The sequence below is a fragment of the Pseudomonas sp. PAMC 25886 genome (assembly GCF_000242655.1).
Lineage (GTDB): Bacteria > Pseudomonadota > Gammaproteobacteria > Pseudomonadales > Pseudomonadaceae > Aquipseudomonas.
Map to the genome: position 1 here is coordinate 166,570 of NZ_AHHC01000063.1, position 23,342 is coordinate 189,911.

The 23,342-nt window shown below is 61.8% G+C and carries 24 protein-coding genes; 10 read left to right on the plus strand and 14 right to left on the minus strand.

The window, feature by feature from the left end; all coding sequences use genetic code 11:
- Nucleotides 1-226 precede the first annotated feature (226 nt).
- Entirely contained in the window at nt 227-418 is a 192-nt protein-coding gene (locus MUM_RS0121870; RefSeq protein ID WP_010174081.1) for a Flp family type IVb pilin, read from the plus strand.
- Nucleotides 419-483: 65 nt separating this feature from the next.
- Entirely contained in the window at nt 484-891 is a 408-nt protein-coding gene (locus MUM_RS0121875; RefSeq protein ID WP_010174083.1) for a response regulator, read from the plus strand.
- Between the two features lie 30 nt (nt 892-921).
- Here MUM_RS0121875 and MUM_RS0121880 read toward each other — a convergent pair whose 3' ends face one another.
- The 4 genes from MUM_RS0121880 to MUM_RS0121895 all read right to left on the minus strand — a co-directional run bounded on the left by MUM_RS0121880 (nt 922) and on the right by MUM_RS0121895 (nt 6,913).
- Nucleotides 922-2,607, minus strand: coding sequence for a ShlB/FhaC/HecB family hemolysin secretion/activation protein (locus tag MUM_RS0121880; protein WP_010174085.1), 1,686 nt, complete (start codon nt 2,605-2,607; stop codon nt 922-924).
- Nucleotides 2,608-2,782: 175 nt separating this feature from the next.
- Nucleotides 2,783-4,417 carry a collagen-like triple helix repeat-containing protein gene (locus tag MUM_RS01000000132635; RefSeq protein ID WP_029616046.1) on the minus strand — a complete coding sequence of 545 codons (1,635 nt, stop codon included), beginning with the start codon at nt 4,415-4,417 and terminating at the stop codon, nt 2,783-2,785.
- Nucleotides 4,418-4,709: 292 nt separating this feature from the next.
- Nucleotides 4,710-5,558, minus strand: a complete 849-nt coding sequence (locus MUM_RS0121890; protein ID WP_010174091.1) for a MaoC family dehydratase — start codon at nt 5,556-5,558, stop codon at nt 4,710-4,712.
- A gap of 2 nt (nt 5,559-5,560) precedes the next feature.
- On the minus strand, nt 5,561-6,913 hold the full coding sequence (locus tag MUM_RS0121895; RefSeq protein ID WP_010174094.1) for a 3-oxoacyl-ACP reductase: 1,353 nt from the start codon (nt 6,911-6,913) through the stop codon (nt 5,561-5,563).
- Nucleotides 6,914-7,027: 114 nt separating this feature from the next.
- Between MUM_RS0121895 and MUM_RS0121900 the strand changes: the two genes are divergently transcribed.
- Nucleotides 7,028-8,305, plus strand: a complete 1,278-nt coding sequence (locus tag MUM_RS0121900; protein ID WP_010174096.1) for an acetyl-CoA C-acetyltransferase — start codon at nt 7,028-7,030, stop codon at nt 8,303-8,305.
- 151 nt (nt 8,306-8,456) lie between these two features.
- A complete protein-coding gene (locus tag MUM_RS0121905; RefSeq protein WP_010174098.1) occupies nt 8,457-9,356 on the plus strand; it encodes a PA4780 family RIO1-like protein kinase in 900 nt (299 codons plus the stop codon).
- Nucleotides 9,357-9,408: 52 nt separating this feature from the next.
- Here MUM_RS0121905 and cueR read toward each other — a convergent pair whose 3' ends face one another.
- From cueR to MUM_RS0121920, 3 genes are all read right to left on the minus strand, one after another.
- Nucleotides 9,409-9,810: a Cu(I)-responsive transcriptional regulator gene (gene cueR, locus MUM_RS0121910; RefSeq protein WP_010174100.1), complete on the minus strand. Its 402-nt coding sequence runs from the start codon at nt 9,808-9,810 to the stop codon at nt 9,409-9,411.
- Nucleotides 9,807-12,008: a heavy metal translocating P-type ATPase gene (locus MUM_RS0121915; protein ID WP_010174102.1), complete on the minus strand. Its 2,202-nt coding sequence runs from the start codon at nt 12,006-12,008 to the stop codon at nt 9,807-9,809. Before MUM_RS0121915 ends, cueR begins: the two co-directional genes overlap by 4 nt.
- A 76-nt stretch (nt 12,009-12,084) precedes the next feature.
- Nucleotides 12,085-12,465, minus strand: coding sequence for a hypothetical protein (locus MUM_RS0121920; RefSeq protein ID WP_003211148.1), 381 nt, complete (start codon nt 12,463-12,465; stop codon nt 12,085-12,087).
- A gap of 147 nt (nt 12,466-12,612) precedes the next feature.
- Between MUM_RS0121920 and MUM_RS0121925 the strand changes: the two genes are divergently transcribed.
- The gene (locus MUM_RS0121925) at nt 12,613-12,813 is read left to right on the plus strand and encodes a heavy-metal-associated domain-containing protein (protein ID WP_010174103.1); all 201 of its coding nucleotides are present in this window, start codon (nt 12,613-12,615) and stop codon (nt 12,811-12,813) included.
- A gap of 86 nt (nt 12,814-12,899) precedes the next feature.
- Nucleotides 12,900-14,093 (plus strand): multidrug effflux MFS transporter, encoded by a 1,194-nt coding sequence (locus MUM_RS0121930; protein ID WP_010174104.1) that lies wholly within the window; start codon nt 12,900-12,902, stop codon nt 14,091-14,093.
- Nucleotides 14,094-14,098: 5 nt separating this feature from the next.
- On the opposite strand, the gene MUM_RS0121935 is transcribed toward MUM_RS0121930, so the two are convergent.
- The 3 genes from MUM_RS0121935 to MUM_RS0121945 form a co-directional block, all read right to left on the minus strand.
- Nucleotides 14,099-14,278, minus strand: a complete 180-nt coding sequence (locus MUM_RS0121935; RefSeq protein WP_010174105.1) for a hypothetical protein — start codon at nt 14,276-14,278, stop codon at nt 14,099-14,101.
- Between the two features lie 147 nt (nt 14,279-14,425).
- A complete protein-coding gene (locus MUM_RS0121940) occupies nt 14,426-15,439 on the minus strand; it encodes a zinc-binding alcohol dehydrogenase family protein (RefSeq protein WP_010174106.1) in 1,014 nt (337 codons plus the stop codon).
- A gap of 27 nt (nt 15,440-15,466) precedes the next feature.
- A complete protein-coding gene (locus MUM_RS0121945; protein ID WP_010174107.1) occupies nt 15,467-15,760 on the minus strand; it encodes a putative quinol monooxygenase in 294 nt (97 codons plus the stop codon).
- 115 nt (nt 15,761-15,875) lie between these two features.
- Between MUM_RS0121945 and MUM_RS0121950 the strand changes: the two genes are divergently transcribed.
- Both MUM_RS0121950 and MUM_RS0121955 read left to right on the plus strand, forming a co-directional pair.
- Nucleotides 15,876-16,805: a LysR family transcriptional regulator gene (locus MUM_RS0121950; protein WP_010174108.1), complete on the plus strand. Its 930-nt coding sequence runs from the start codon at nt 15,876-15,878 to the stop codon at nt 16,803-16,805.
- A gap of 138 nt (nt 16,806-16,943) precedes the next feature.
- Entirely contained in the window at nt 16,944-17,636 is a 693-nt protein-coding gene (locus tag MUM_RS0121955; RefSeq protein ID WP_010174111.1) for an ArsR/SmtB family transcription factor, read from the plus strand.
- Here the strand turns inward: MUM_RS0121955 and MUM_RS0121960 are convergent.
- Complete coding sequence (locus MUM_RS0121960) at nt 17,633-18,586, minus strand: adenosine deaminase (protein ID WP_010174112.1); 954 nt, start codon at nt 18,584-18,586, stop codon at nt 17,633-17,635. The two genes, MUM_RS0121955 and MUM_RS0121960, sit on opposite strands and share 4 nt — an antisense overlap.
- 194 nt (nt 18,587-18,780) lie before the next feature.
- On the opposite strand from MUM_RS0121960, the gene MUM_RS0121965 reads away from it, so the two are divergent.
- The gene (locus MUM_RS0121965) at nt 18,781-19,869 is read left to right on the plus strand and encodes a calcium:proton antiporter (protein WP_010174114.1); all 1,089 of its coding nucleotides are present in this window, start codon (nt 18,781-18,783) and stop codon (nt 19,867-19,869) included.
- A gap of 132 nt (nt 19,870-20,001) precedes the next feature.
- On the opposite strand, the gene MUM_RS0121970 is transcribed toward MUM_RS0121965, so the two are convergent.
- The 3 genes from MUM_RS0121970 to MUM_RS0121980 form a co-directional block, all read right to left on the minus strand.
- Nucleotides 20,002-21,360, minus strand: coding sequence for an 8-oxoguanine deaminase (locus MUM_RS0121970; RefSeq protein ID WP_010174117.1), 1,359 nt, complete (start codon nt 21,358-21,360; stop codon nt 20,002-20,004).
- 146 nt (nt 21,361-21,506) lie between these two features.
- On the minus strand, nt 21,507-22,193 hold the full coding sequence (locus tag MUM_RS0121975; RefSeq protein ID WP_010174119.1) for an SDR family oxidoreductase: 687 nt from the start codon (nt 22,191-22,193) through the stop codon (nt 21,507-21,509).
- A gap of 26 nt (nt 22,194-22,219) precedes the next feature.
- Entirely contained in the window at nt 22,220-22,570 is a 351-nt protein-coding gene (locus tag MUM_RS0121980; protein WP_010174121.1) for a MerR family transcriptional regulator, read from the minus strand.
- Nucleotides 22,571-22,653: 83 nt separating this feature from the next.
- Between MUM_RS0121980 and MUM_RS0121985 the strand changes: the two genes are divergently transcribed.
- A complete protein-coding gene (locus MUM_RS0121985) occupies nt 22,654-23,046 on the plus strand; it encodes a hypothetical protein (RefSeq protein WP_010174123.1) in 393 nt (130 codons plus the stop codon).
- Nucleotides 23,047-23,342: the final 296 nt, after the last annotated feature.

Sequence of the window (23,342 nt, forward strand, 5' to 3'; positions counted from 1 at the left end):
ATTTGAAGGTAGTTCAGCTAGGACAAAATGCCATTACCGTGCGAAAAATATCTCCGGATCCTCTGGGAAAGTTGGATTTTTGGCGCCAGCGAGCCGACTAATACTTTGTGATTAATCAGTTCTTACAGTTGTTGGTATGGGGTTTGTTGACAATGCTCTAGTGGCACACCGGAATCATTTTGTGATGCCGCGGTACCAGCGCCATGGGCGCAAAGGAGAAGTCATTATGTTCCTTGATCTTATTCGCATGGGTTTCATCAAAGTCCAGATTTTTTTCTACTCAAGAGAAGGTGCGTCGGGTATCGAGTACGCACTGGTTGCGGCGATGGTAGCGGTGGCGCTGGCGGCCTTTATTACCCCCATCCGGACCGCGATAACAGGCGTCTTTAACTCGATACAGGCCGCCATTCATACTTGACGCGGGTACTCGCGCAAACACGTGCAGGTCTGCTGAATGATCTATTGCGCATCAGGCATTTCTCCATGAATTCCTCTTTGTCTCCGCGGCAACAAATCCTTTTGGTGGATGACGAAGAGGACGCCCTCATTGAACTGGCCGAGTCGCTGGAGAATGAGGGCTTTGTCTGTTTTACCGCCACCTCGGTGACCTTCGCGTTGCAGGAGTTGACCCTGCATCCCGATATCGCCCTGGTGATCACCGACCTGCGCATGCCCGAGGAAAGCGGTATCTCCTTGATCAAGCGCCTGCGCGAACACACTTCACGCCAGCACCTGCCGGTGATCGTCATGTCTGGCCATGCCGAGATGGACGATGTCAGTGACATGCTGCGCTTGCAGGTGCTGGACCTGTTTCGCAAGCCGATCTACCTGGTGCGGCTGATCGACACCCTCAACAACCTTTTCCCCATCCCCAAAATCAGACTGATGTAGGCGCGAGCAAGCTCGCTCCTGCAGCAGGGTTCAGAGTTGGTAGCTGAAACTCAGCGTATACCGCGGCCGCCGATTGAAGCTGTCCAGGGCAATGTCTGACATTGGCTTGGCCGCTTCCAATGCGATGTTGTAGTACTTGTTATCGCCGAAGCGCAGGCCCACGGCCGCCGATGACATGTTGTTGCCCTTGACCGGCAACTCGTTGAACCAGGTTTTTGCCTTGTCCAGTACCACGTAGGGCTGCAGGATTTTTACCCACTCGCCGCTGCGGTTGAAGCTGTAGTTGACCTCATACGCCACGCCCCAACCCTTGTCGCCCGAGCCCTGGTCATCCGGGTAACCGCGCCCGAAATTCTGCCCGCCGAACGTCGCGCGTTCGCTGTCGGGCAAGGTGTCGTCGCTCCAGTAAAAGGCCGCCGATGCCACGCCTTGCCAGTTGTCGAAGAACTTGTCGCTTTGTACGCCCGAGACGCGTAGGCGGAAGAAGTCGATGTCGGGCTTTATCCCCTCGAAGTCACTGCGGGTCTTGGCGCCCAGGCCGTCGATGCCCTGGTACAGGCCGGCGCTGAGGATGCGCAGTTGGCGCGTGTCGGACTTGCGCCAGTCACCTTCAAACGCCAGGGCGCGCAGGTTGGTTTCCAGGTCGAAACGTTGGGGGAAACCCACCAGTTGATAGCGGGTGGTCTGGTCCACGGCATACAGCCGCGTGCCCAGGGTCAACGACTCGGTGGGGGAGGCGATCAGCGGATGACTGAGGCCAACGGAGTAACGGTCAATCTCCTGGTGGGGCTTGAGTTCAAAACCGCCGTCCAGTTGCACATTGCTGCGCGGGTCGGCGCGGTAGCGCTCGGCGTTGACCACCAGTTGGGTACCCTCGGCATTCACGAACTGGCTGTAGCCCAGGCGGTAGTAGTGCTCCTTGTCCTCGCCGGGCGGGAACAGGCCGCTGACGCTCAACTGCTCGCCCATGGAGGTCTGGGAATTGCTGGTGCCGGTGATCAGGGCTTGCAGGCCGCCACGGCTGTCGTCCGTCATGCTCATGCTGCTGGTGAAGGGTTTGCGCGAGGCCTGGATCTGCATGCGCGTGCCGCCATCGGTGGTGCCCGGCGGCGGTACTTGCGCCTGCAGCGTTACCCCCGGAATACGGCCCATCAACGTGGTGTAGCGTTCGAAGGTCTTGCGGGTCAGCGGGCGCTCGGCCAGCAGCTTGGCTGCCAGCTTGTCGACGTAGGCCGAGACTGAACCGATGTCGCCCTGCACGTTGTAGTCCTTGATGTAGCCCTCCACCAGGATCACGTGCACCAGGCCGTTTTCGAAGCGCTGGTCGGGCAAGTAGGCGTAGGACAACAGGTAGCCGTCCTGCTGGTAGCGGCGGGTGATGCCACGGGTGGCTTCGATCAATTGTGCAAGGGTGGTTTCATGGCCAATCAGCGGCTCGAAAACCTTGGCCACGTCCTGGAGCGGGTAGATCGTTCCCCCGTCGATTTGCAGCTTGCGGATGGTCACTTTGGTGTCCATCAACAACGGTTGGCCCTGGGGCGCCGCCGGCTCGGGCAACTGGGTCTGGGGCGTGACCGGGCGATAGGCGTCGGCGGGGAGGTTGGGCACCGGCAGGTTGCGAATGGTGTCGTTGCTGTTGAGGAAACTGGGCAGGGTCTCGGCGTGGACACTGGCGGCAATGAGGGTGAGCAGAAACAACGGTGTCGAGGCGCGCATAGGACACTCCATGGTCAAACTGCAGCAGCGTTTCGCGGATTCCCGCCGGGTTCTGGGGCACGGTTCGGGAGGGCCTTTCACTGGCCAATAAAAAAGACGAGAGACTCATTGGAATCTCTCGTCTCAACCAAGCGTAGGCGCTGGAGGGGAGGCCGTCTAATGGCCAGGTGCAATTCTATTTTTTGCCGGTCAGCCCGCCGAGCAAGCCTCCCAGACCACCGCCTGTGTTTGCGTTTGCAGTGCCGCCGGCCGAGGCGCCGGCACCCACATTCAAACCACCGAGCAAGCCGCCACCGCTACCGCTGGTGCCACCGGTAACCAAGCCGCCCACCGAGCCGACCGTATTGCCGACGGCATTCAGGGCTCCGCCCACAGCATTGGTGACTGGATTGGCGTTGGCCGCTGTCAGGTTGGTGCCCAGGCCGCTGACTGCGCCGCCGACCTGGGTGACCAGACCGTTGACAGGGGCGCCGATACCGGTGCTGGTGCCGATGTTTTGAGTCAGACCGGCAACGCCTGACGTTACAGGGTTCAGAGCTGCGCCGACATTCGTTGCCAGGCCTGCGACCGGCGCCGTGGCGCCCGTGTTGGCCACACCATTGCCGCCAATCAGCGTACCGAGGGATGCGACGGTGTTGCCCACTGCGCCGCCGGTGATGCCTGCTGCACTGACAGTGCCGTTGGTGTTACCGGCATTCAGGCCGTTGCCGACGTTGGCGACCAGACCACCGACGAGTTCAGGCAAGCCCGATTGCGGGGTTGTGGTGGCTGGATTAACGTAGCCGCTCGACTTATCAAGGGTGGTGCCCACGCCAGTCAACACGCCACCGACGAGCGTCCCGACTGGGTTGCCTGCGCCGCCGGCGCTGGCCACCTGGCCGCCAAGGCCGGTGACAGTGGAGCCGACTTTATCCAGTACGCCACCGACCGGGTTGCCCAGGCCGGTTTTATTCCCGAGGTTGCCGGTGGTGTTTTCGACCAGCGAGACGACAGGGACCAGCACGCTTTTGCCGACGGTATTGGTCACGTTGCCCAGTGGTCCGGTGGTGCTGGCCGTGCTCAAGGTGTCGCCGAGCATGGTCACGGTTTGGCCGACCTTATCGACCAGGCCACCTGCCGCACCGCCCACACCGCCGGTTAAACCGCCGACGACAGGAATGCCGCCCAGTGTGGTGCCCAGGGTTTTGCCGGTGTTGGACACGCCGGTGCCCAGGTCGGCAACGCCATCGGCCACACCGGCAACGGTGGTGCCCAGGGCATTGCTATTGGTGCCCAGTGTTCCCAGCCCATTGGTCACGCCGCTGCCGATGCTGTTGACGGCGGTGCCCGTCGCGGTGACCAGCCCGCCAGCGGTCGTGCCTACAATCGGGATGGTGGTCAGGGTTGTACCCAGGTCACCTACTGCGGTGCCGACATTACCGACGACTCCGCCGACGGCGCCCACTACCTGGCCAGTGACCAGAGGTGTGGTCGAGCCGGTACCGCCGCCTGTGCCTCCACCTGTACCACCACCTGTACCACCACCTGTGCCGCCGCCAGTGCCACCACCGGTACCGCCACCTGTGCCGCCGCCAGTGCCACCGCCGGTACCGCCACCTGTGCCGCCGCCAGTGCCACCACCGGTACCGCCGCCAGTGCCACCACCGGTACCACCGCCAGTACCACCACCTGTTCCGCCGCCAGCATCCGGAGACGAAGCTGCGACGCTACTGTGATGACCGCCACCACCGCTGCTGCAGCCTCCGAGGCTTACTGCCAGAATCAGGGCCAGCGCGGTACTTGCTTTCCACAACACGACTTGAGTTTTCATGATTGAGATCCTTGCACCTGGTACAGCCTTTGTTGTTATCGAAGTTCGCTGTTTCTAGGGGCAGCGATACATTCGTCCGTTATGGCTATAACAGTCCCGGGTACTTTTTCTCGCAACGCTCAACTTGGTATTAACGATTTATATACACGCAGGATTGGGCCGCTTAGCGACTAATACCAAGGGTATATAGGGGTAAGGGTTAAAAGTGGGTAGGCCTTTAAAATCAAGGTATTAATAAACTTAGCGGGCTATCGATAGCCCGCTATAACTTAGGGTGTATATACACAATTAATCACGCAATCGGCCGCCAGCGCCCCACCATATGCTCAATGTCCCCGGCGCCTTTTAGTTGCAACTCACCGCTGGAGCCGGCGGCACTTGCCAACAAGATGACTTCACTGGGCAAGCGCACCGGTTTTTTAAACTCGACGTCTATCTCGATATTGGCCGCCGGCAAATGCTCACTCAGGGCGGCCAGTGTGCGTGCCTTGTTCCACAGCCCGTGGGCGATCGCCTGGGGGAAGCCGAACAACCTGGCGGTGAGGGCACTCAAGTGAATCGGGTTGTAGTCGCCGGACACCCGAGCGTAGCGGCGGCCGATATCGGCGGGGGCTTTCCAGCGGGTCAACTCACTGACGCTGGCGGGAGCTTGCAGGTTGTGATCCGTTGCAACGCCGTCAAGCTTCACGCCGCGACAGAGCATCCGGCTTTCGGCTTCCCACAGCAGCCCCAGTGAATCCTCGACCGTGGTGACGATATCGAACGTTGCCCCCTTGGCGTGTGGCTGTAAATTCTGCGCGTAGACGCCCACCGTAAGGTCACTCACACCGCCCAACGGGCGCAGGATGCGGATACGGTTGCTCAGGTGGATCAACCCCAGCAGCGGGAACGGAAATGCCTTGCCGGTGAGCAATTGCATCTGCAGGCCGAAGGCAAGGATGTGCGGATAGGTCGCCGGCAACACCGGGCTGTCGGCAAACCCGCAGACCTTGCGATAAGCCGCCACATCGCTGGCGTTCACGCTGACCCGGCAGCGCAACCCTTGTTCGGGCAACGTGGTGCCGGTGATCTTGCGCTTGAGGGCCGCGCGCCAATACAGCGGCGGCAGGAACGGGGTGCTGCCTAAGGTGTGCCACTCCATGCTTACGCTCCCAATAGACTTTGCCCACACACCCGCACTGCCTGCCCGCTGACCGCGCCGGAGCCCGGCTGGCCGAGCCAGGCCACGGCTTCGGCGACGTCCTGGGGCAAGCCGCCCTGGCCCAGGGAACTCATGCGCCGCCCGGCCTCACGCAAGGCGAAGGGAATATGCGCGGTCATCTGGGTTTCGATAAAACCCGGTGCCACCGCGTTAATGCTGATCCCGCGCTCGCCCAGCAGCGGCGCCCAGGCCTGGGCCAGGCCGATCAGCCCGGCCTTGCTCGCGGCGTAATTGGTTTGCCCGCGATTGCCGGCAATGCCGCTGATGGACGCCAACAGCACCACGCGGCCGTTGTCGTGCAAGGTGCCGCTGTCCAGAAGCGCCTTGGTCAGCACTTGCGGCGCGTTGAGGTTGACCGCCAATACCGCGTCCCAGTATTCCGGCGTCATGTTGGCCAGGGTTTTATCGCGGGTGATGCCGGCGTTGTGCACCACGATGTCGATGCCGTCCGGCAGGTGTTCGATCAACTGCGTGGCGGCGTCTTCGGCGCAGATATCCAGGGCGATGCTGCGGGCACCCAGGCGCGCGGCCAGGGCGTCGAGGTCAGCCTTGGCTTGTGGCACGTCCAGCAGGACCACTTCGGCACCGTCACGGGCCAGGGTTTCGGCGATCGAGGCGCCGATACCGCGGGCTGCGCCGGTTACCAACGCTTTGCGCCCGGCGAGAGGGCGGGTCCAATCTTCGACCTGGGTCGCGCAGGCGTTCAGGCGAATCACCTGGCCGGAGATGTAGGCACTTTTGGGCGAGAGGAAAAACCGCAACGCACCTTCCAACTGGTCTTCGGCCCCGTCGCCCACGTACAGCAATTGCAGGACGCCCCCGCTGCGCAGCTCTTTGGCCAGCGACCGGCTGAAACCTTCCAGGGCGCGCTGGGCACTGGCGGCAAACGGGTCGCTGAGGCTTTCCGGCGCGCGGCCCAGGATCACCAGGTGCGCGCTGTGATCGAGATTTTTCAGCAGCGGCTGAAAGAATTCCCGCAGCTGTTTGAGTTGGTCGGTGTGCTGCAGTTGGCTGGCATCGAACACCACAGCCTTGAGCTTGGGCCCGTGGCCGGGAATCCAGGGGGTGGCCGTCGACGGTTCGCTGCCGTAGCTATAGATGGCGTCGGTCAGCTTGTTGGCGAACGGCAGTATTTTTGTCGCCAGCGGGCCGCCGCCGATCAGCAGCGCACCCTCCACCGGACGCAGGCGCCCGGCCTGCCAGCGTTCCAGGCGTACCGGTGACGGCAGGCCAATGGCGGCGACCAGGCGATGGCCGAGGCTGGAGTTGGCGAAGTCGATATAACGGTCAGACATGGAACGCTCTCCGAGTGCTGGGGTTCAAACGGTGGACCATCAATAGGCGAAAGTCGTTCGATTGAGCCTAGGCTAGTCTCAAAGACTCACCCCACAACCTTCAGGGAGCTTTCCATGACTCAATTGCGCCGGGTAGCGATCATTGGCGGTAACCGCATCCCCTTCGCCCGCTCCAACGGCCCTTATGCCACGGCGAGTAACCAGGCGATGCTGACCGCCGCCCTGGAAGGCCTGATCGAACGCTACAACCTGCACGGCCTGCGCATTGGCGAGGTGGCCGCCGGGGCGGTGCTCAAGCATTCCCGGGACTTCAACCTGACCCGCGAATGCGTGCTGGGCTCACGCCTGTCGCCGCAAACCCCGGCCTACGATATTCAGCAGGCCTGCGGCACCGGCCTCGAAGCGGCATTGCTGGTGGCGAACAAGATTGCGCTGGGGCAGATCGAGTCCGGGATTGCCGGTGGCGTCGACACCACGTCCGACGCACCGATCGGGGTGAACGAGGGCCTGCGCAAGATCCTGCTGCAAGCCAATCGCAGCAAATCCACGGCGGATAAATTAAAAGTCCTGTTACAACTTCGTCCCCATCACCTCAAGCCGGAACTGCCGCGCAATGGCGAACCGCGCACCGGTTTGTCCATGGGCCAGCATTGCGAGTTGATGGCGCAGACCTGGCAGATTCCCCGCGCCGAGCAGGATCAGTTGGCGCTGGAAAGCCACCAGAAAATGGCCGCGTCCTATGCCGAAGGCTGGCAAAACGATTTACTCACGCCCTTTCTTGGCCTGACCCGCGACAACAACCTGCGCCCCGACCTGACCCTGGAAAAACTCGCCAGCCTCAAACCCGCTTTTGAGCGCAGCGAAAAGGGCACCCTCACCGCCGGCAATTCGACGCCACTGACCGACGGTGCTTCGTTGGTGCTGCTGGGCAGCGAAGCCTGGGCCCAGGAGCGGGGTTTGCCGATCCTCGCTTACCTGCGTGATGGCGAAGCGGCGGCAGTGGATTTCGTCAACGGCGCCGAAGGCCTGCTGATGGCGCCGGTGTATGCCGTGCCACGTTTGCTGGCGAGGAATGGTCTGACGCTGCAGGACTTCGATTACTACGAGATCCACGAAGCGTTCGCTGCCCAAGTGTTGTGCACGCTGAAGGCCTGGGAAGACCCGGAATACTGCAAGACCCGCCTGGGGCTGGACGCGCCGCTGGGTTCCATCGACCGCAGCCGCTTGAACGTCAAGGGCAGTTCATTGGCCGCCGGCCATCCGTTTGCAGCCACCGGCGGGCGCATCGTCGCCAACCTGGCCAAGCTGCTGGACGCCGCCGGCAAGGGCCGGGGCCTGATCTCGATCTGCGCCGCCGGGGGCCAGGGCGTCACGGCGATTATTGAGCGCTGATCTCGGCTATGATCGGGCCGCCGGTTAATCTGGCATATTGGATGCATTCTTAAGCGGTCAAAGGTCGGTACCCTCTCCCCGCGGCGAGAGGATTGCCGTATAACGAGTGCCATACGCGTGTTTGGTAATAAAGGACCCACAATAAAAGCTGATGAAGACTCCTAAACGCATTGAACCCCTGATCGAGGACGGTCTGGTCGACGAGGTGCTGCGCCCACTCATGAGTGGTAAAGAAGCAGCTGTTTACGTGGTGCGCTGCGGCAACGAGTTACGTTGCGCCAAGGTCTACAAGGAGGCGAATAAACGAAGTTTTCGTCAGGCGTCCGAATACCAGGAAGGCCGCAAGGTCCGCAACAGCCGTCAGGCCCGGGCCATGGCCAAGGGCTCCAAGTTCGGCAAGAAAGAAACCGAAGACGCCTGGCAGAACGCCGAGGTAGCGGCGCTGTTTCGGCTGGCCGGTGCGGGCGTTCGCGTACCCAAGCCGTACGACTTCCTCGAAGGCGTGCTGCTGATGGAGCTGGTGGCCGATGAGTACGGTGACGCTGCGCCACGTTTGAATGACGTGACGCTGGACCCGGACCAGGCCCGCGAATACCACGCCTTCCTGATTACCCAGATCGTGCTGATGTTGTGTACCGGCCTGGTGCACGGTGACCTTTCCGAGTTCAACGTGCTGCTGACGCCGACCGGTCCTGTGATCATCGACCTGCCTCAGGCGGTGGATGCAGCAGGCAACAACCACGCATTCAGCATGCTGGAGCGGGATGTGGGCAACATGGCTTCCTACTTCGGGCGTTTTGCCCCGGAATTGAAGAAGACCAAGTACGCCAAGGAGATGTGGGCGCTGTACGAAGCCGGCACCCTGCACCCGGCCAGCGTGTTGACCGGCGAGTTCGACGAGCCGGAAGAGTTGGCTGACGTGGGCGGGGTTATTCGCGAGATCGAAGCGGCGCGGCTCGATGAAGAGCGTCGCCAGGCGATTCGCGCGGCCGACGATGCGCCACCGAGCAAAGCCTCGGAGGAGCCTCCACCGCCGCCCTGGATGCAGTGATCCATTAACAAAAAATCCGGCCCAGGCCGGATTTTTTGTGGGCGGGTGGCCGTCAGGCGCAACAGCTGCCCGACGCCAGTTCCTTGAGGATCGGACAATCCGGCCGGTGGTCACCCTGGCAGTGTTCCACCAGATCCTGCAACGTATCGCGCAGTTGCCCCAACTCGCGGATCTTCTGGTTCAGCTCATCGATGTGCTGGCGGGCCAGCGCCTTGACGTCGGCACTCGCGCGCCCGTGGTCCTGCCACAGCGTCAGCAGCTTGCCGACTTCCTCCAGGGAAAACCCCAGGTCGCGCGAACGCTTGATAAACGCCAGGGTGTGCAGGTCATCGGCGCCATAAATACGGTAGCCGCTGTCGGTGCGATGGGCCGCTTTCAACAAACCGATAGACTCGTAGTAACGAATCATCTTCGCGCTCAGGCCGCTTTGGCGCGCTGCTTGGCCGATGTTCATGGATGCTCGTCCTCCAGGTCCTTGGGTTTCCAGGTTTTCAGCAGCAGCGCGTTACTCACCACGCTGACGCTGGACAGGGCCATGGCCGCGCCGGCCATAACGGGGTTAAGCAGGCCGAATGCGGCCAGCGGAATGCCGATCAAGTTATACACAAAGGCCCAGAACAGGTTCTGTCGAATTTTAGCGTAGGTCTTGCGGCTGATTTCCAGCGCGGCGGGTACCAGCCGTGGGTCGCCGCGCATCAGGGTAATGCCCGCCGCGTGCATGGCCACGTCGGTACCACCGCCCATGGCGATGCCGATATCAGCGGCGGCCAGGGCCGGCGCGTCGTTGATGCCGTCGCCGACCATCGCCACCACGCCGGTCTTTTTCAGCTCGGCGACGGTGGCGGCCTTGTCGGCGGGCAGCACTTCGGCGTGCACGTCGTCGATGCCCAAGGCTTCGGCGACCACGCGGGCGCTGCCTCGGTTGTCGCCGGTCAGCAGGTGGCTGCTGATATGCCGGGCCTTGAGTTGTTGTATCGCTTGCAGGGCGCCCGGTTTGAGGGTGTCGCCAAAGGCAAACAGGCCCAGCACGCGCGGCTGCGGGCCTTGCTCGATCAGCCAGGACAGGGTACGGCCCTCGGCCTCCCACGCGCTGGCCGAGTCGGCGAGGTCGCCGGTGCTCAAGCCGGTTTCGTCCAGCAGGCGATGGTTGCCCAACGCCAACTGCCGACCGTCGAGGGTGCCGGCAATGCCACGCCCGGTCAGGGACTGGCTGGCGCTGACATCGGCCACGTTCAAGCCACGTTCGGCGCAAGCATCCAGCACCGCCTTGGCCAACGGGTGTTCACTGCCGCGTTGCAGTGCGCCGGCCTGTTGCAACAGTGCCGCTTCATTGCCATCGACAGCAACCAGGTGCGCAATTTTTGGTGCGCCGGAGGTCAGGGTGCCGGTCTTGTCGAACACCACGGCGCTGACTTCGTGGGCACGCTCCAGGGCTTCGGCGTCCTTGATCAGAATCCCGTGGCGGGCGGCGACGCCGGTACCGGCCATGATGGCGGTGGGGGTGGCCAGGCCCAGGGCGCAAGGGCAGGCAATCACCAACACGGTGACGGCATTGATCAGCGCGACCTCCAGCGGAGCGCCATACAACCACCAGCCGATCAGCGTGGCCAGGGCCAGCACCAGCACCACCGGCACGAACACCTGGCTGACTTTATCCACCAGTTTCTGGATGGGTGCCTTGGCCGCCTGGGCGTCTTCCACCAGGCGGATGATCCGCGCCAGCACGCTTTCTGCGCCAAGGGCCAGGGTGCGCACCAGCAGTCGGCCTTCGCCGTTGATCGCGCCGCCTGTCACGGCGTCTCCGGGCTGTTTTGGCACCGGCAGGCTTTCACCGCTGATCAGTGCTTCGTCGGCGTGGCTTTGGCCTTCGACCACTTCGCCATCCACCGGGAAGCGTTCGCCGGGTTTGACCAGCACCAGGTCATTGAGCTTGAGGGCGGTGATGGCGACGTCGTGCTCGCGGCCATCGATCACTTGAATCGCCCGCTCCGGGCGCAAGGCTTCCAGGGCGCGGATGGCGCTGGCGGTCTGGCGTTTGGCGCGGCTTTCCAGGTATTTGCCCAGCAGCACCAGGGCGATCACCACCGCTGAGGCTTCGAAGTAAAGATGCGGCATCGTGCCAGCGGTTGCCGTGAGCCACTCATAGATACTCAGGCCGTAACCGGCGCTGGTACCGATGGCCACCAGCAGGTCCATGTTGCCGGCCCCGGCGCGCACGGCTTTCCAGGCAGCGATATAGAAGCGCGCACCGAAGATGAATTGCACCGGGGTGGCCAGGGCGAACTGGACCCAGGCCGGCAGCATCCAGTGCAGGCCGAACGGTTGCACCAGCATCGGCAACACCAACGGCGCGGCGAGCAGAATTGCCAGCAGCAGCGACCAACGTTCATGGCTCAACCGTTGTTCCTGGCTGGCCTGGGTGGCGGTTTCGCTTTGGGGCAGGGTGGCGGTGTAGCCGGCCTTGTCGACGGCGGCGATCAGGACGCCGGGGTCCATTTGGCCGAGCACTTCAATATGGGCGCGTTCGTTGGCCAGGTTGACGCTGACGCTTTGCACCCCGGGCACTTTGCCCAGTGCCCGTTCAACCCGCCCGGCGCAGCTGGCGCAGGTCATGCCACTGATGGGCAGGTCGAAGGTGGTGGATCCGTTCATGGGCAGTACTCCAAGAGAGATTGCCCCTAGGATCAACCTTGACCTGTGGGGAAGGTCAAGGCTTCAGATCAATGTTTCAATATTCCAATGCCGCCGGCTTCAGATACATGCCGTCCGGCCCTTGCGCGATACGCAACTTGCGCACGTCGCCGGCCTTCAAGGTGATGTTTTGCGCCGGCGGCGCGAGCATGCCCGGCAAGCAGCCCTGGGATTGCCCCGGCAGCAACTTCAGGCGCAGCGACACATTCCCGGCCGGCAAGTTGAAGGACGTGGCCTGCTCCTGGAACAGCCGCCCGGCCAACTGGTCCTGAATATACAAACCAATCTCGCAGTTGGTCGGCACTTCCAGGCGCTCCCGGGAAATGATCAGCACCGCATAATCTTCATCCGCGCTGGCCGGTGGCACAGCGGCAAACAAGCCCATCAGGCTGACAAGGCCAAAAAACGACCAGCGCATGGCGAATTCTCCGAGGTTCACATCGTGGATAGGTGCAGCTTGGCCGAGGGCGCGAATGAATGCCAGCCCGGCCGATGTTTTCAGAACTTGACCTTGCCATCGTGGCAAGGTCAACACTGCGGGCAACCTCATCAAAGGAGTCATGTCATGCAAGTATTCAGCGTTGAAGGAATGACCTGCGGCCACTGCGTTCGCTCGGTCACCCAGGCGGTGCAGGATAAGGATCCGTCGGCCAGCGTGCGCGTCGACCTCGCGGCAAAGGAAGTTGGCGTGGAAAGCAGCCTGCTGTCCCCGGCGGAAGTGATCAACCTGATCAGCGAAGAAGGCTACAGCGTCAAACTCGCCTGACTTTCTGATAGTTAGCGAGCTAACTTAATGTTCAAGGCACCCGAGCCCGGCTAGACTGTTGGGCTGCCGACTCACCTGGGTGCCTGATGAACCTTCGTATAATCCTGATTTTGGGGGCCTTGAGCGCGTTCGCGCCGTTGGCCATCGACTTCTACCTGCCGGGTTTCCCGGCCATGGCCGTGGCATTCGGCACCGACGAAAAACATATTCAGCTGACCTTGGCCGTGTACTTCACGGGCCTGGCGATCGGCCAGTTGATCTATGGGCCGCTGGCGGACCGTTTTGGCCGGCGTGGGCCGCTGCTCAGCGGCGTCACCCTGTTTACCCTGGCGTCGTTCGCCTGTGCATACGCGCCTTCGCTGGAATGGCTGATCGGCGCGCGCTTCGTCCAGGCCCTGGGCGGTTGTGCGGGCATGGTGATCTCCCGCGCAGTGGTGAGTGACAAATGCGACGCGGTGGGCTCGGCCAAGGTGTTTTCCCAACTGATGCTGGTCACCGGGCTGGCGCCGATCCTTGCGCCGCTGGCGGGTGGGGTGATGGTCGGTGTGTGGGGCTGGCAGTCGATCTTCATCGCGCTGACGGCGTTCAGTGTGATGGCGGCCCTCGCGGTGGCAGTCGGATTGCCGGAAAGTTTTCCCGCCCATCAACCGCGTCAGCCTCTGTCGGGTGCCCTGCGCCAGTATGGCCGGTTGCTCTCGGACCGGGTGTACCTGGGCTACGCCTTGACCGGTGGCATCTCGATTGCCGGCATGTTTGCCTACATCGCGGGTTCGCCTTTCGTCTTTATCAAACTCTATGGCGTGCCTGCCGAGCACTATGGCTGGGTCTTTGGCTCCAACGCCGCCGGCTTTATCCTGGTTGCACAGGTGAATGCGCGCTTGCTGGCCTCGCGCGGCCCGGCGTTCCTGTTGTCGCGCACGGTGTGGGTGTACCTGGCGGCGGGTCTGTCGTTGCTGGCCATTACAGCTTTGCGCACTGAGGCGTTGTGGCCACTGCTGGTGCCGCTGTTCATCTGCATCGCCAGCCTGGGCTGCATTTTGCCCAACACCTCGGCTTGCGCCATGAGCGGGCAGGGCGCACGGGCGGGCAGCGCATCGGCGTTGCTCGGTTGCATTCAGTTTGGTGTGGCCGCCGGCGCGGCATCGTTGGTCGGGGTGTTGCACGACGGCACGGCGATGCCGATGGCAATGGTCATAAGCTTGTGTGGCGTATTGGCCGTGACGTTCGCGATGCTGACCCGACGCCTGCAGCGCCAACGGGCACTGCAAGCAGCGGAATGAGCAGGTCAGCCAGCAGAACGCTGCTGGCTTTCGGGGAATCGGTGAGGTGCCTGGATACGGGTTTGCAGGGTGTCGGCAAACGCGCGGGCTTCGGCCTCACTGCGGAAGGTGAAGGCGTTCTGGTCGAGACGAACCTGCCATTTGTTGCCGTGGGATTTTGCTAACGCTTTTATCAGGATCTTCATTGCTGACTTCCTCGCGTAAAAGAATCGTGGCAAAGGCGGCCAATATAAACCTGAATGCGTCCACAAATGTGACAAGGATCAAGTCTCTGACTAGCGGTGTCGTCCATTACTCAGGTGCATAACAGACGACACTGACAGAACGTTTGGTTAGAACCCTTCCAGCACAATTTTGCCCTTGGCCTTGCCGCTTTCCAGCAGTTCGTGGGCACGGCGCAGGTTGGCCGCGTTGATCACGCCAAAGTGCTCGCCCACCGTGGTTTTCAGGGTACCGGCATCGATCAGTTCGGCCACGCGGTTGAGCAGGTTGTGTTGCTCGATCATGTCGGCGGTCTCGAACATCGAGCGGGTGTACATGAACTCCCAATGCAGCGACAGGCTCTTGCGCTTGAGTTTGCTCACGTCCAGCGCCTTGGGGTCATCAATCAGCGCCAGTTTGCCCTGGGGAATCAGCGCTTCCACCAGTTGGTCCAGGTGCTGGTCGGTCTGGGTCAGGCTGGCGACGTAGTTCACCTGCGGATGGCCGGCGTTTTTCAGCTCTTCGCTCAAGGGTTTGCTGTGGTCGATCACCAGGTCGGCGCCCAGGTCCTTGGCCCACGCTTGGGTTTCCGGGCGGGAGGCGGTGCCGATAACTTTCAGGCCAGTAAGTTGTTTCGCCAGTTGAGTCAGGATCGATCCCACACCACCGGACGCACCGACGATCAGCAGGCTCTGGCCTTCATCGGCCTTGCCTTCGCGCACTTGCAGGCGCTCGAAGAGTAATTCCCAGGCAGTGATGGCGGTCAGCGGCAGGGCTGCAGCATCGGCGAAACCCAGGGTTTTTGGCATATGGCCGACAATGCGCTCGTCTACGGTGTGCAGTTCGCTGTTGCCGCCGGGGCGCACCAGCGAGCCGGCGTAGAACACCTTGTCACCGACCTTGAACAGGCTCACTTCGCTGCCCACAGCCTTGACCACACCGGCCACGTCCCAGCCCAGGACTTTGGCGGCGCCATCTTCCGGGGCGACGTTCTGGCGCACCTTGGTGTCCACCGGGTTGACCGAGATGGCTTTGACTTCCACCAGCAGGTCACGCGGGCCGGCGACCGGTTCTGGCAGTTCGATGTCTTGCAGGGATTTTGGATCGTTGATGGGCAATGCGGCGTAGTAGGCGATGGCTTTCATGAGGGCTTCCAAAAAGGGGTCGGTTGATCAGGCAAGAAACTTCAGGCGCTTGAGTTCGAAATGCTCGAGTACGTCGGCGGCCTTGGCGCGGAAATTCTGGATATGGGCGCTCTGGTCGTGGTCGGCCAGCGCGGCGTCGTCGCTCCAGCGTTCGAGCATGTAGAAGGTCTCGGGGTGTTGCAGATCCTGGTGCAGGTCGTATTGCTGGCAGCCGGCTTCGACGCGCGTCGGTTCCAGCAGCTCGCGCAGCAGGGTTTCCAGGGTGGCCTGTTGGCCGGGTTTGGCGATCAGCGTGGCGATGACGTTAAAGGCAGCGGACATATTCGACTCCAGACACGTGATGAACGGGATGGACAGATGATTGGCTATTTCTCTCGAAGATAAAACCCGCTAAAAGAGCAGTCTCTTTCAATGTTTTTTTGATAATGGGGCCGGGATGCTGCGTTTCGACGATTTGCAGTTGTTTGTGCGCGCCGCAGACCTGGGCAGCCTCTCGGCTGCAGCGCGGGTCATGGACATGTCGGCGGCGGTGGCCAGCGCGGCGTTGAAGCGCATCGAGCAGCAACTGGGCGCGCGGTTGCTGGCGCGCTCTACCCGCAGCCTGCGCCTGACGGCCGAGGGCGAGGGCTTTCTGGAGTACGCCCGGGCGGCCTTGAGCAGCCTGGATGAAGGCCGGCGGTTATTGGCCAGTGGCCAGGATCAAGTCAGCGGGGTGCTGCAACTGTCGGCGCCGTCGGACTTCGGGCGTAACCAGCTGCTGCCCTGGCTGGATGAATTTCAGCGCGAGTACCCCGAGCTGAGCGTGCGTCTGCTGTTGGGCGACCGGATTGCCGACCTGTTCCGTCAGCCGGTGGATATCGCCCTGCGCTATGGCGAGCCGGAAGACTCCAGCCTGATCGCGCTGCCCATCGCCCCGGACAACTACCGCGTGCTCTGCGCCGCGCCCAGCTACCTGGCGCGACACGGCGAGCCTCGTCATCTGGAGCAACTGACCCAGCACAATTGCCTGCTGTATATGCTCGGCAGTCGGGTGCACGACCATTGGGGTTTCAACGATGGCAAACGCGACGTCAGCCTGACCGTAACCGGCGACCGCTTCAGTGATGACGCCGATGTGGTGCGGCGCTGGGCGGTGGCCGGGGTCGGTATTGCTTATAAGTCCTGGCTGGATGTGAGCAGCGATGTGCTGGCCGGGCGCCTGCGCCTGATCCTGCCGGAGCTGCGGGGCGAGCGTACGCCCCTCAACCTGTTGTGCGCCCATCGCGCGCAACTGAGCAAGCCGATCAATCTTCTGCGGGAAATGCTCGTTGCCCGTTGTGCGACATTGACTGCGCAGTTGCCGGAGCGGTCGGCTTCTACACCATAACCCCGGGAATATCGGGAAGTTTCCTTCAGCCTCTGTCGTTGGTTGTGCTGTAAGACGGCACGGAACCCGGCGTTTTCACGCTTATACTTTTGCGCGAACCGCAGCAGACCAATGCTTTAACAGGGAGTGAATGAGCACATGGAACAGGCACCTTGCATCAGTCAGATCGCAACATTATTGGCCGACCCCAAACGTACCGCGATGGTGTGGGCGTTGATGGACGGCTCGGCCAAACCCTCCGATGAATTGGCTCTACTTGCGGGGCTGTCCCCGGCCTCGGCCAATGCCCATTTGACGCGATTGACGGCCGGCGGCCTGCTGCGCGTCGAAGCCCGGAGCGGCAAACGCTTCTTTCGTGTGGCTGCCGCCGATGTGGGAGCCGCCGTGGATGCACTGGCCTGTACCACCATGGCCAGTGTCGCCCGCAATACGCCGACTCATACCCGGTCACTGATCGCGCCTGCCGGGTTGCGGCGGGCGAGGCTTTGCCAGGGGCATTTGGGCGGCGAACTGGCAGCGGGTGTGTATCAACGGATGATGGCGGCCGGCTGGATCGAGCATCAGGAGCAGCGTACGGAAGTGACACCATACGGCTCCCGCAAACTCGCGGCGCTGGGGATTTTCACCCAGGCATTGGTGCAGCCGATCGTGTGTGAGTGTTTTGATTGGAGCGAACAGCAGCCGCACCTGGGCGGTGCGTTGGGGGCCGCGCTGTTGCAACTGTGCATGCAGTCGAGCTGGGTCAGTGTGATCAATGAGTCCCAGGCGTTGCAGGTCAGTGAGGCCGGGCAACTGGAAATTGCCCGGCTTGCCGCATCGGTCGGTAGTTAAGGCTTGACCAACCGCGCATCCAGGCTGTTTTGCGCCAGGCGTTTGGCCTGGTCCTGGGTCATGCCCAGGGAGGTGTACAGCGCATGGAAGTTCTCGGTGACATAACCGCCGAAGTACGCCGGATCATCCGAGTTCACCGTGACCTTCACCCCACGCTCAAGCATGTCGAGGATGTTGTGTTGGGACATGTCGTCGAACACGCACAGCTTGGTGTTGGACAGCGGGCACACCGTCAGCGGGATCTGCTCATCAATGATCCGTTGCATCAGGCGCTCGTCTTCAATGGCGCGTACGCCATGGTCGATACGCTGGATCTTCAGCAGGTCGATGGCTTCCCAGATGTATTCCGGCGGCCCTTCTTCACCGGCGTGGGCGACGGTCAGGAAACCTTCGTGACGGGCACGGTCGAACACGCGCTGGAACTTGCTCGGCGGGTGGCCCATTTCCGAACTGTCCAGGCCCACGGCCACGAACGCGTCACGGAATGGCAGCGCCTGGTCGAGGGTTCTCTCGGCTTCCTCTTCGCTCAAGTGGCGCAGGAAGCTGAGGATCAAACCGCTGGTGATGCCCAGTTGCTGCTCGCCGTCTTTCAATGCGGCGGCGATGCCATTGAGCACCACTTCGAAGGGCACGCCACGGTCGGTGTGGGTCTGCGGGTCGAAGAACGGTTCGGTGTGGATCACGTTCTGCGCCTTGCAGCGCAGCAAGTAGGCCCAGGTCAGGTCGTAGAAGTCCTGGGAGGTGCGCAGTACATCGGCGCCCTTGTAATAGAGGTCGAGAAACTCTTGCAGGTTGTTGAAGGCGTAGGCCTTGCGCAGGGTTTCGACGTCGTTCCACGGCAGCGCGATCTTGTTGCGTTCGGCCAGGGCGAACAGCAGCTCAGGCTCCAGCGAGCCTTCCAGGTGCAGGTGCAATTCAGCCTTGGGCAGGGCGTTGAGCCAATCGTACATTTATAAATTCTCATCAGGTGCAATGGCGGCATTCTACAGGCGCACGCCGAAATAATCGGTAAAACCTGACCAAGCGGTGAGCATCCGCGGGCGTCGTGCAAGCGGTGCGTGAACTAAGGTGTAACGAAACGTTAGCGGCGCGGTGCAGTCTGTACCCCATCAATGACGGATTCGCCGCGTATAAAAGGCCTGCAATGCTCACATCAATCAAGCAAGAAAAATTCATGCTGCTGGCGCTGATTGCCGCCATCGCCGCATACCCGCTGGAGCACTGGATGCTGCACAGCGGGCAGATGGTGGCGCTGCTGGGCGGCGTGGCGCTGATCGGCTTTATCGTCGTGGCCTCGATGCGCGTGGCTCACCACGCCGAGCAACTGGCGGAAAAAGTCGGTGATCCCTACGGCACCATGATCCTGACCCTCGCCGCCGTGCTGGTGGAAGTGGTGATTCTGGCGATCATGATGAGCAACGAGCCGTCGCCGACCCTGGTGCGGGACACCATCTATTCGGCGGTGATGCTCGACATCAATGGCATCCTCGGCCTGGCGGCGCTGATGGGTGGGATCAAGCATGGCGAACAGTCCTACAACGACGATTCGGCACGGACCTACAGCGTGATGATCCTTACCGCCATGGGCGTGTCGATGGTGGTGCCGGAGTTTATCCCCGAGGCGGACTGGAAAATTTACTCGGCCTTCACCATCGGTGCGATGGTGGTGCTCTACACCCTGTTTCTGCGGATGCAGGTGGGGCCCCACAGTTATTTCTTCAGCTACAGCTATCCGGAAAAACGCCGCAAGAAACAGCCGGAAGACGAGTCGCCGCCGATCAACCTGGCGTTCTCCATCGGGACCCTGGTGTTTGGCGTGATTGTGATTGGCGCGTTGGCCGAGGTGATGTCCAAGACCCTCGACCTGGGCCTGGAGGGCACGGGCGCTCCACCGGTGATTACGGCGATCATCGTGGCCGCGATTTCCGCCGCCCCGGAGATTTTGACCGCGTTGCGCGCAGCGTTGGCCAACCGCATGCAGTCGGTGGTGAACATCGCGCTGGGGGCGTCGCTGTCGACGGTGATTTTGACCGTGCCGGTGATGGAAGCCATGGCCTTGTACACCGGCCAGCCGTTTCAAATGGCGATGACACCGGTGCAGACCGTGATGGTGTTTATCACGCTGATCGTCAGCGCGATCAACCTCAACGATGGCGAAACCAACGCCATCGAAGGGATGACCCACTTTGTGTTGTTTGCGACGTTTATCATGTTGTCGCTATTGGGGTTGTAACCGTTCCTGAGTACACCGCTGATCAAATGTGGGAGCTGGCTTGCCTGCGATAGCATCACCTCGGTGCAACTGAAAGACCGAGGTGCCTGCATCGCGGGCAAGCCCGGCTCCCACATTTGATCTGTGCCTGGCTTAGATCCGGTTGATCAATTCCCGCGCTGCCTGGCTGTGATCGGCAATCAAGCCCTTCAGATCCAGGCCCTCGACCTGTCCGTCGATCACCCGCCATTTGCCGCCGACCATCACCCGGTCCGCCCGGTCGGCGCCGCACAGCAGCAGTGCCGAGATCGGATCGTGGCTGCCGGAGAAGCGCAGCTCATCGAGTTTGAACAGCGCCAGGTCGGCTTGTTTGCCGACGGCCAGTTCGCCGATGTCGCTGCGGCCAAGTAACTGCGCCGAACCCTTTGTAGCCCAACCCAACACCAACTCCGGGGTGATCTTCTCGGCCCCGTAACGCAGGCGCTGGATGTACAACGCCTGGCGCGTTTCCAGGATCATGTTCGACGCATCGTTGGACGCCGAACCGTCCACGCCCAGGCCAATCGGTGCGCCGGCGGCGAGCAGGTCCAGGGTCGGGCATATGCCGGAAGCCAGGCGCATGTTGGAACTCGGGCAATGGCATATCCCGGTTCCGGCGGCACCAAGGCGTGCGATTTCTTCGGGGTTGAAGTGAATGCCATGGGCCAGCCACGTGCGTGGGCCGAGCCAGCCGACGCTGTCGAGGTAATCCACGGTGCGCAGGCCGAAACGCTGCAGGCAGAAGTCTTCTTCGTCGAGGGTTTCCGCCAGGTGCGTGTGCAGGCGCACGTCGAGGTTATTCGCCAGTTCGGCGCTGGCTTCCATGATTTCCGGGGTGACGGAAAACGGGGAGCAGGGCGCCAGGGCAATCTGGATTTGCGCGCCGTCGCCGCGCTCGTGGTACTGGCGGATCAGGCGGCGGCTGTCTTCCAGAATCACTTCGCCTTGTTGCACGGTTTGCTGCGGTGGCAGCCCGCCATCGGCCTCGCCCAGGCTCATGGAGCCGCGGGTGAGCATAGCGCGCATACCCAGTTCCCGCACGCTGTCGACTTGCACGTCGATCGCCTGTTCAAGGCCGTCAGGGAACAGGTAGTGGTGGTCTGCCGCGGTGGTGCAGCCCGAGAGCAGCAATTCAGCGAGGGCGACTTTGGAGGCGAGCGCGAGTTTTTCCGGGGTGAGGCGGGCCCACACCGGGTACAGGGTTTTCAACCAGGGAAACAGCGGCTGGTTAACCACCGGAGCCCAGGCGCGGGTCAGGGTTTGGTAGAAGTGATGGTGGGTGTTGATCAGCCCCGGAAGCACCACATGCTCACGGGCATCAAACACTTGCCCACAGGGCACGGCGGGTTCTCGGCCCCAGCCCAGCACTTCGGTGATGACACCGTCTTGCAGCACCAGGCCGCCACGGGCATCGAGGCCATTGGCAGTGAAAATCGCGAGGGGGTTTTTTAACCAGATACGGGTCGCAGGCATTGGCCGGCTCCTCTGAATGATGGGTTCAGGTTTGCCAGCTCAGTGTTGCCCTGTCTGCTGATCCAGGGTCGCCGGGGAGGGCGAGGTGCGCAGTTTACGTGTGGATCGTTATCGACGGCAATCCGCCGATAACGATCCTGGTGTTTTTACCAGGCGATAGTGTCGCCCTTGTAGTCCACAAAGTGATGGCCGCCCTTGCCGGTGTAGGCATTCACCTGGTCGACCAGGCCGCGGACGCTGGTAGGCACGTCGATGTGCGCGTTTTCGCCGCCCATGTCGGTTTTCACCCAGCCCGGGTGCAACGACAACACGGTCAGTTTTTGATCGCCCAACTGGGTGACAAAACTGTTGGTCATGGAGTTGAGGGCGGCCTTGCTGGCTTTGTACAGGGCCAGGTCCGAGCCGTCGGGGATAGTGACGCTGCCCAGGATCGAACTCATGAAGGCCAGCACGCCGGTGTCCGGGCGGATCTGCCCGACAAAACGCTGGGCCAGGTTGATCGGCGCCACGGCGTTGGTGAAAAACAGTTGGCCGACTTCAGCCAGGGTGGCGTGGCCCGGCTCCTGATTGGCGGGACCTTTGACCCCGGCGTTGACGAACAGCAGGTCGAAGGTTGTCTCCTTGAGACGCTGGCTCAGGGCGATCACGGCCTGTTGATCATCCATGTCGAGCTTTTCGATCTGCACCGGGCCCAGGGCCTTCAACGCATCGGCCTTTTGCGGGTCGCGCACGGTAGCGGTCACCTCCCAGCCGTCCGCCAGCAGTTGCTTGACTAGGCCAAGGCCGAGGCCCCGGGAGGCGCCGATAATCAGTGCGGTTTTTGACGTAGACATGAATGGCTTCCTTTGACGGTGGAGGTTCACGGGGTCAGTGGGCAACGTTGCCCGAGTCGTTGTTGCAACTCCTGGCGCAGTTGTTCGAGTTCAGTGATGCGGGTTTCGATCAGGTTGAGCTTGTCTTGCAGCAGTTGGGTGACGGCGCTGTCGGGGTCTGGAGCTTGCCACAATGCGCCGACACTGTTGCCAATTTCACTGAGGCTGAAGCCCAGGCGCTGGGCGGTCTTGATGTACAGCACCAACTGCAGCATGTCGGCGGGGTAGTCACGGTAACCGTTGGCGCTGCGTTGCGCGGCAATCAACCCGCGCTGCTCGTAGAAGCGCAGGGTGTCGCGGCTGACCTGGCTGGCCTGGGCTAATTCGCCGATACGCATGTAGAGAGCTCTGGAGGGCTTGACCCTTGAGCATACTCCAGGCTTTAGCCTGCTGGCTTCTTGAATTGAAGGAGCTTGCTGCTATGTGGACTGCACATCAATACCGCCGACTGGTCCGGGCCAGCGGCTGGTATGACCTGATCGTCACCGCCGCGCTGGTCACACCCTGGACGTTTGACCTGCTGCATAACGCCCTGGTGGCGCTGAACCTGCCCGGCGAGCTGCCGCCGTTCGCGCCTGTGCATAGGTTGATGGCCAACCTGATGGGCTCGATTGTCTGCGTGTGGTCGGTGCTGCGAATCCGCGATCCCCAGGCGATGTTTGGTCGCTATGACGCTGCTGGCCGAGTGCTGTTTGCGACCTGGCAGATTTACGCGCTCGCCCACGGTGCCAGTACAGTGTTGGTGATCGTCGTGGTGTTTGAAGTGCTGTGGGCGATAGCGCAATTAATGCCGGTGGGCCGAGCTGCAAATTGATTAAAAAATGATCAGTTGTGCCGGGGCGTTGCGGGCTCTGCCGCCGGGTCACTCTTGCACGGGTTATCCACAGGTTGCTCCACAGGAATTGTGCGCAAGCGTGATCGGTGGATATAAGCGCTGCGGCCCTTTGTTCTAAAGGACATAACCCGGCTAACTGACTGTTTTTGAGCTGGATTAATACTTTAGTGTGGTGGGTTGAGCAAAAACTGAACAACCGCCTGAAACCCTTGTGACAGAAGGGTTACAGGCGGGTGTACTCAGGTTATCCACAGGCAGGTGCACAGTAGATGTGG

Bases quoted from the DNA above. Each gene is read 5' to 3' on its own strand.
- cueR (WP_010174100.1), bottom strand. From the start codon at position 9,810: ATGAACATCGGCCAAGCAGCGCGCCAAAGCGGCCTGAGCGCGAAGATG.
- MUM_RS0121935 (WP_010174105.1), bottom strand. From the start codon at position 14,278: ATGAAGATCCTGATAAAAGCGTTAGCAAAATCCCACGGCAACAAATGG.
- MUM_RS0121890 (WP_010174091.1), bottom strand. From the start codon at position 5,558: ATGGAGTGGCACACCTTAGGCAGCACCCCGTTCCTGCCGCCGCTGTAT.
- MUM_RS0121940 (WP_010174106.1), bottom strand. From the start codon at position 15,439: ATGAAAGCCATCGCCTACTACGCCGCATTGCCCATCAACGATCCAAAA.
- MUM_RS0121970 (WP_010174117.1), bottom strand. From the start codon at position 21,360: ATGCCTGCGACCCGTATCTGGTTAAAAAACCCCCTCGCGATTTTCACT.
- MUM_RS0121925 (WP_010174103.1), top strand. From the start codon at position 12,613: ATGCAAGTATTCAGCGTTGAAGGAATGACCTGCGGCCACTGCGTTCGC.
- MUM_RS0121870 (WP_010174081.1), top strand. From the start codon at position 227: ATGTTCCTTGATCTTATTCGCATGGGTTTCATCAAAGTCCAGATTTTT.
- MUM_RS0121955 (WP_010174111.1), top strand. From the start codon at position 16,944: ATGGAACAGGCACCTTGCATCAGTCAGATCGCAACATTATTGGCCGAC.
- MUM_RS0121950 (WP_010174108.1), top strand. From the start codon at position 15,876: ATGCTGCGTTTCGACGATTTGCAGTTGTTTGTGCGCGCCGCAGACCTG.
- MUM_RS0121920 (WP_003211148.1), bottom strand. From the start codon at position 12,465: ATGCGCTGGTCGTTTTTTGGCCTTGTCAGCCTGATGGGCTTGTTTGCC.
- MUM_RS01000000132635 (WP_029616046.1), bottom strand. From the start codon at position 4,417: ATGAAAACTCAAGTCGTGTTGTGGAAAGCAAGTACCGCGCTGGCCCTG.
- MUM_RS0121980 (WP_010174121.1), bottom strand. From the start codon at position 22,570: ATGCGTATCGGCGAATTAGCCCAGGCCAGCCAGGTCAGCCGCGACACC.
- MUM_RS0121965 (WP_010174114.1), top strand. From the start codon at position 18,781: ATGCTCACATCAATCAAGCAAGAAAAATTCATGCTGCTGGCGCTGATT.
- MUM_RS0121905 (WP_010174098.1), top strand. From the start codon at position 8,457: ATGAAGACTCCTAAACGCATTGAACCCCTGATCGAGGACGGTCTGGTC.
- MUM_RS0121900 (WP_010174096.1), top strand. From the start codon at position 7,028: ATGACTCAATTGCGCCGGGTAGCGATCATTGGCGGTAACCGCATCCCC.
- MUM_RS0121975 (WP_010174119.1), bottom strand. From the start codon at position 22,193: ATGTCTACGTCAAAAACCGCACTGATTATCGGCGCCTCCCGGGGCCTC.
- MUM_RS0121875 (WP_010174083.1), top strand. From the start codon at position 484: ATGAATTCCTCTTTGTCTCCGCGGCAACAAATCCTTTTGGTGGATGAC.
- MUM_RS0121960 (WP_010174112.1), bottom strand. From the start codon at position 18,586: ATGTACGATTGGCTCAACGCCCTGCCCAAGGCTGAATTGCACCTGCAC.
- MUM_RS0121945 (WP_010174107.1), bottom strand. From the start codon at position 15,760: ATGTCCGCTGCCTTTAACGTCATCGCCACGCTGATCGCCAAACCCGGC.
- MUM_RS0121915 (WP_010174102.1), bottom strand. From the start codon at position 12,008: ATGAACGGATCCACCACCTTCGACCTGCCCATCAGTGGCATGACCTGC.
- MUM_RS0121880 (WP_010174085.1), bottom strand. From the start codon at position 2,607: ATGCGCGCCTCGACACCGTTGTTTCTGCTCACCCTCATTGCCGCCAGT.
- MUM_RS0121985 (WP_010174123.1), top strand. From the start codon at position 22,654: ATGTGGACTGCACATCAATACCGCCGACTGGTCCGGGCCAGCGGCTGG.
- MUM_RS0121895 (WP_010174094.1), bottom strand. From the start codon at position 6,913: ATGTCTGACCGTTATATCGACTTCGCCAACTCCAGCCTCGGCCATCGC.
- MUM_RS0121930 (WP_010174104.1), top strand. From the start codon at position 12,900: ATGAACCTTCGTATAATCCTGATTTTGGGGGCCTTGAGCGCGTTCGCG.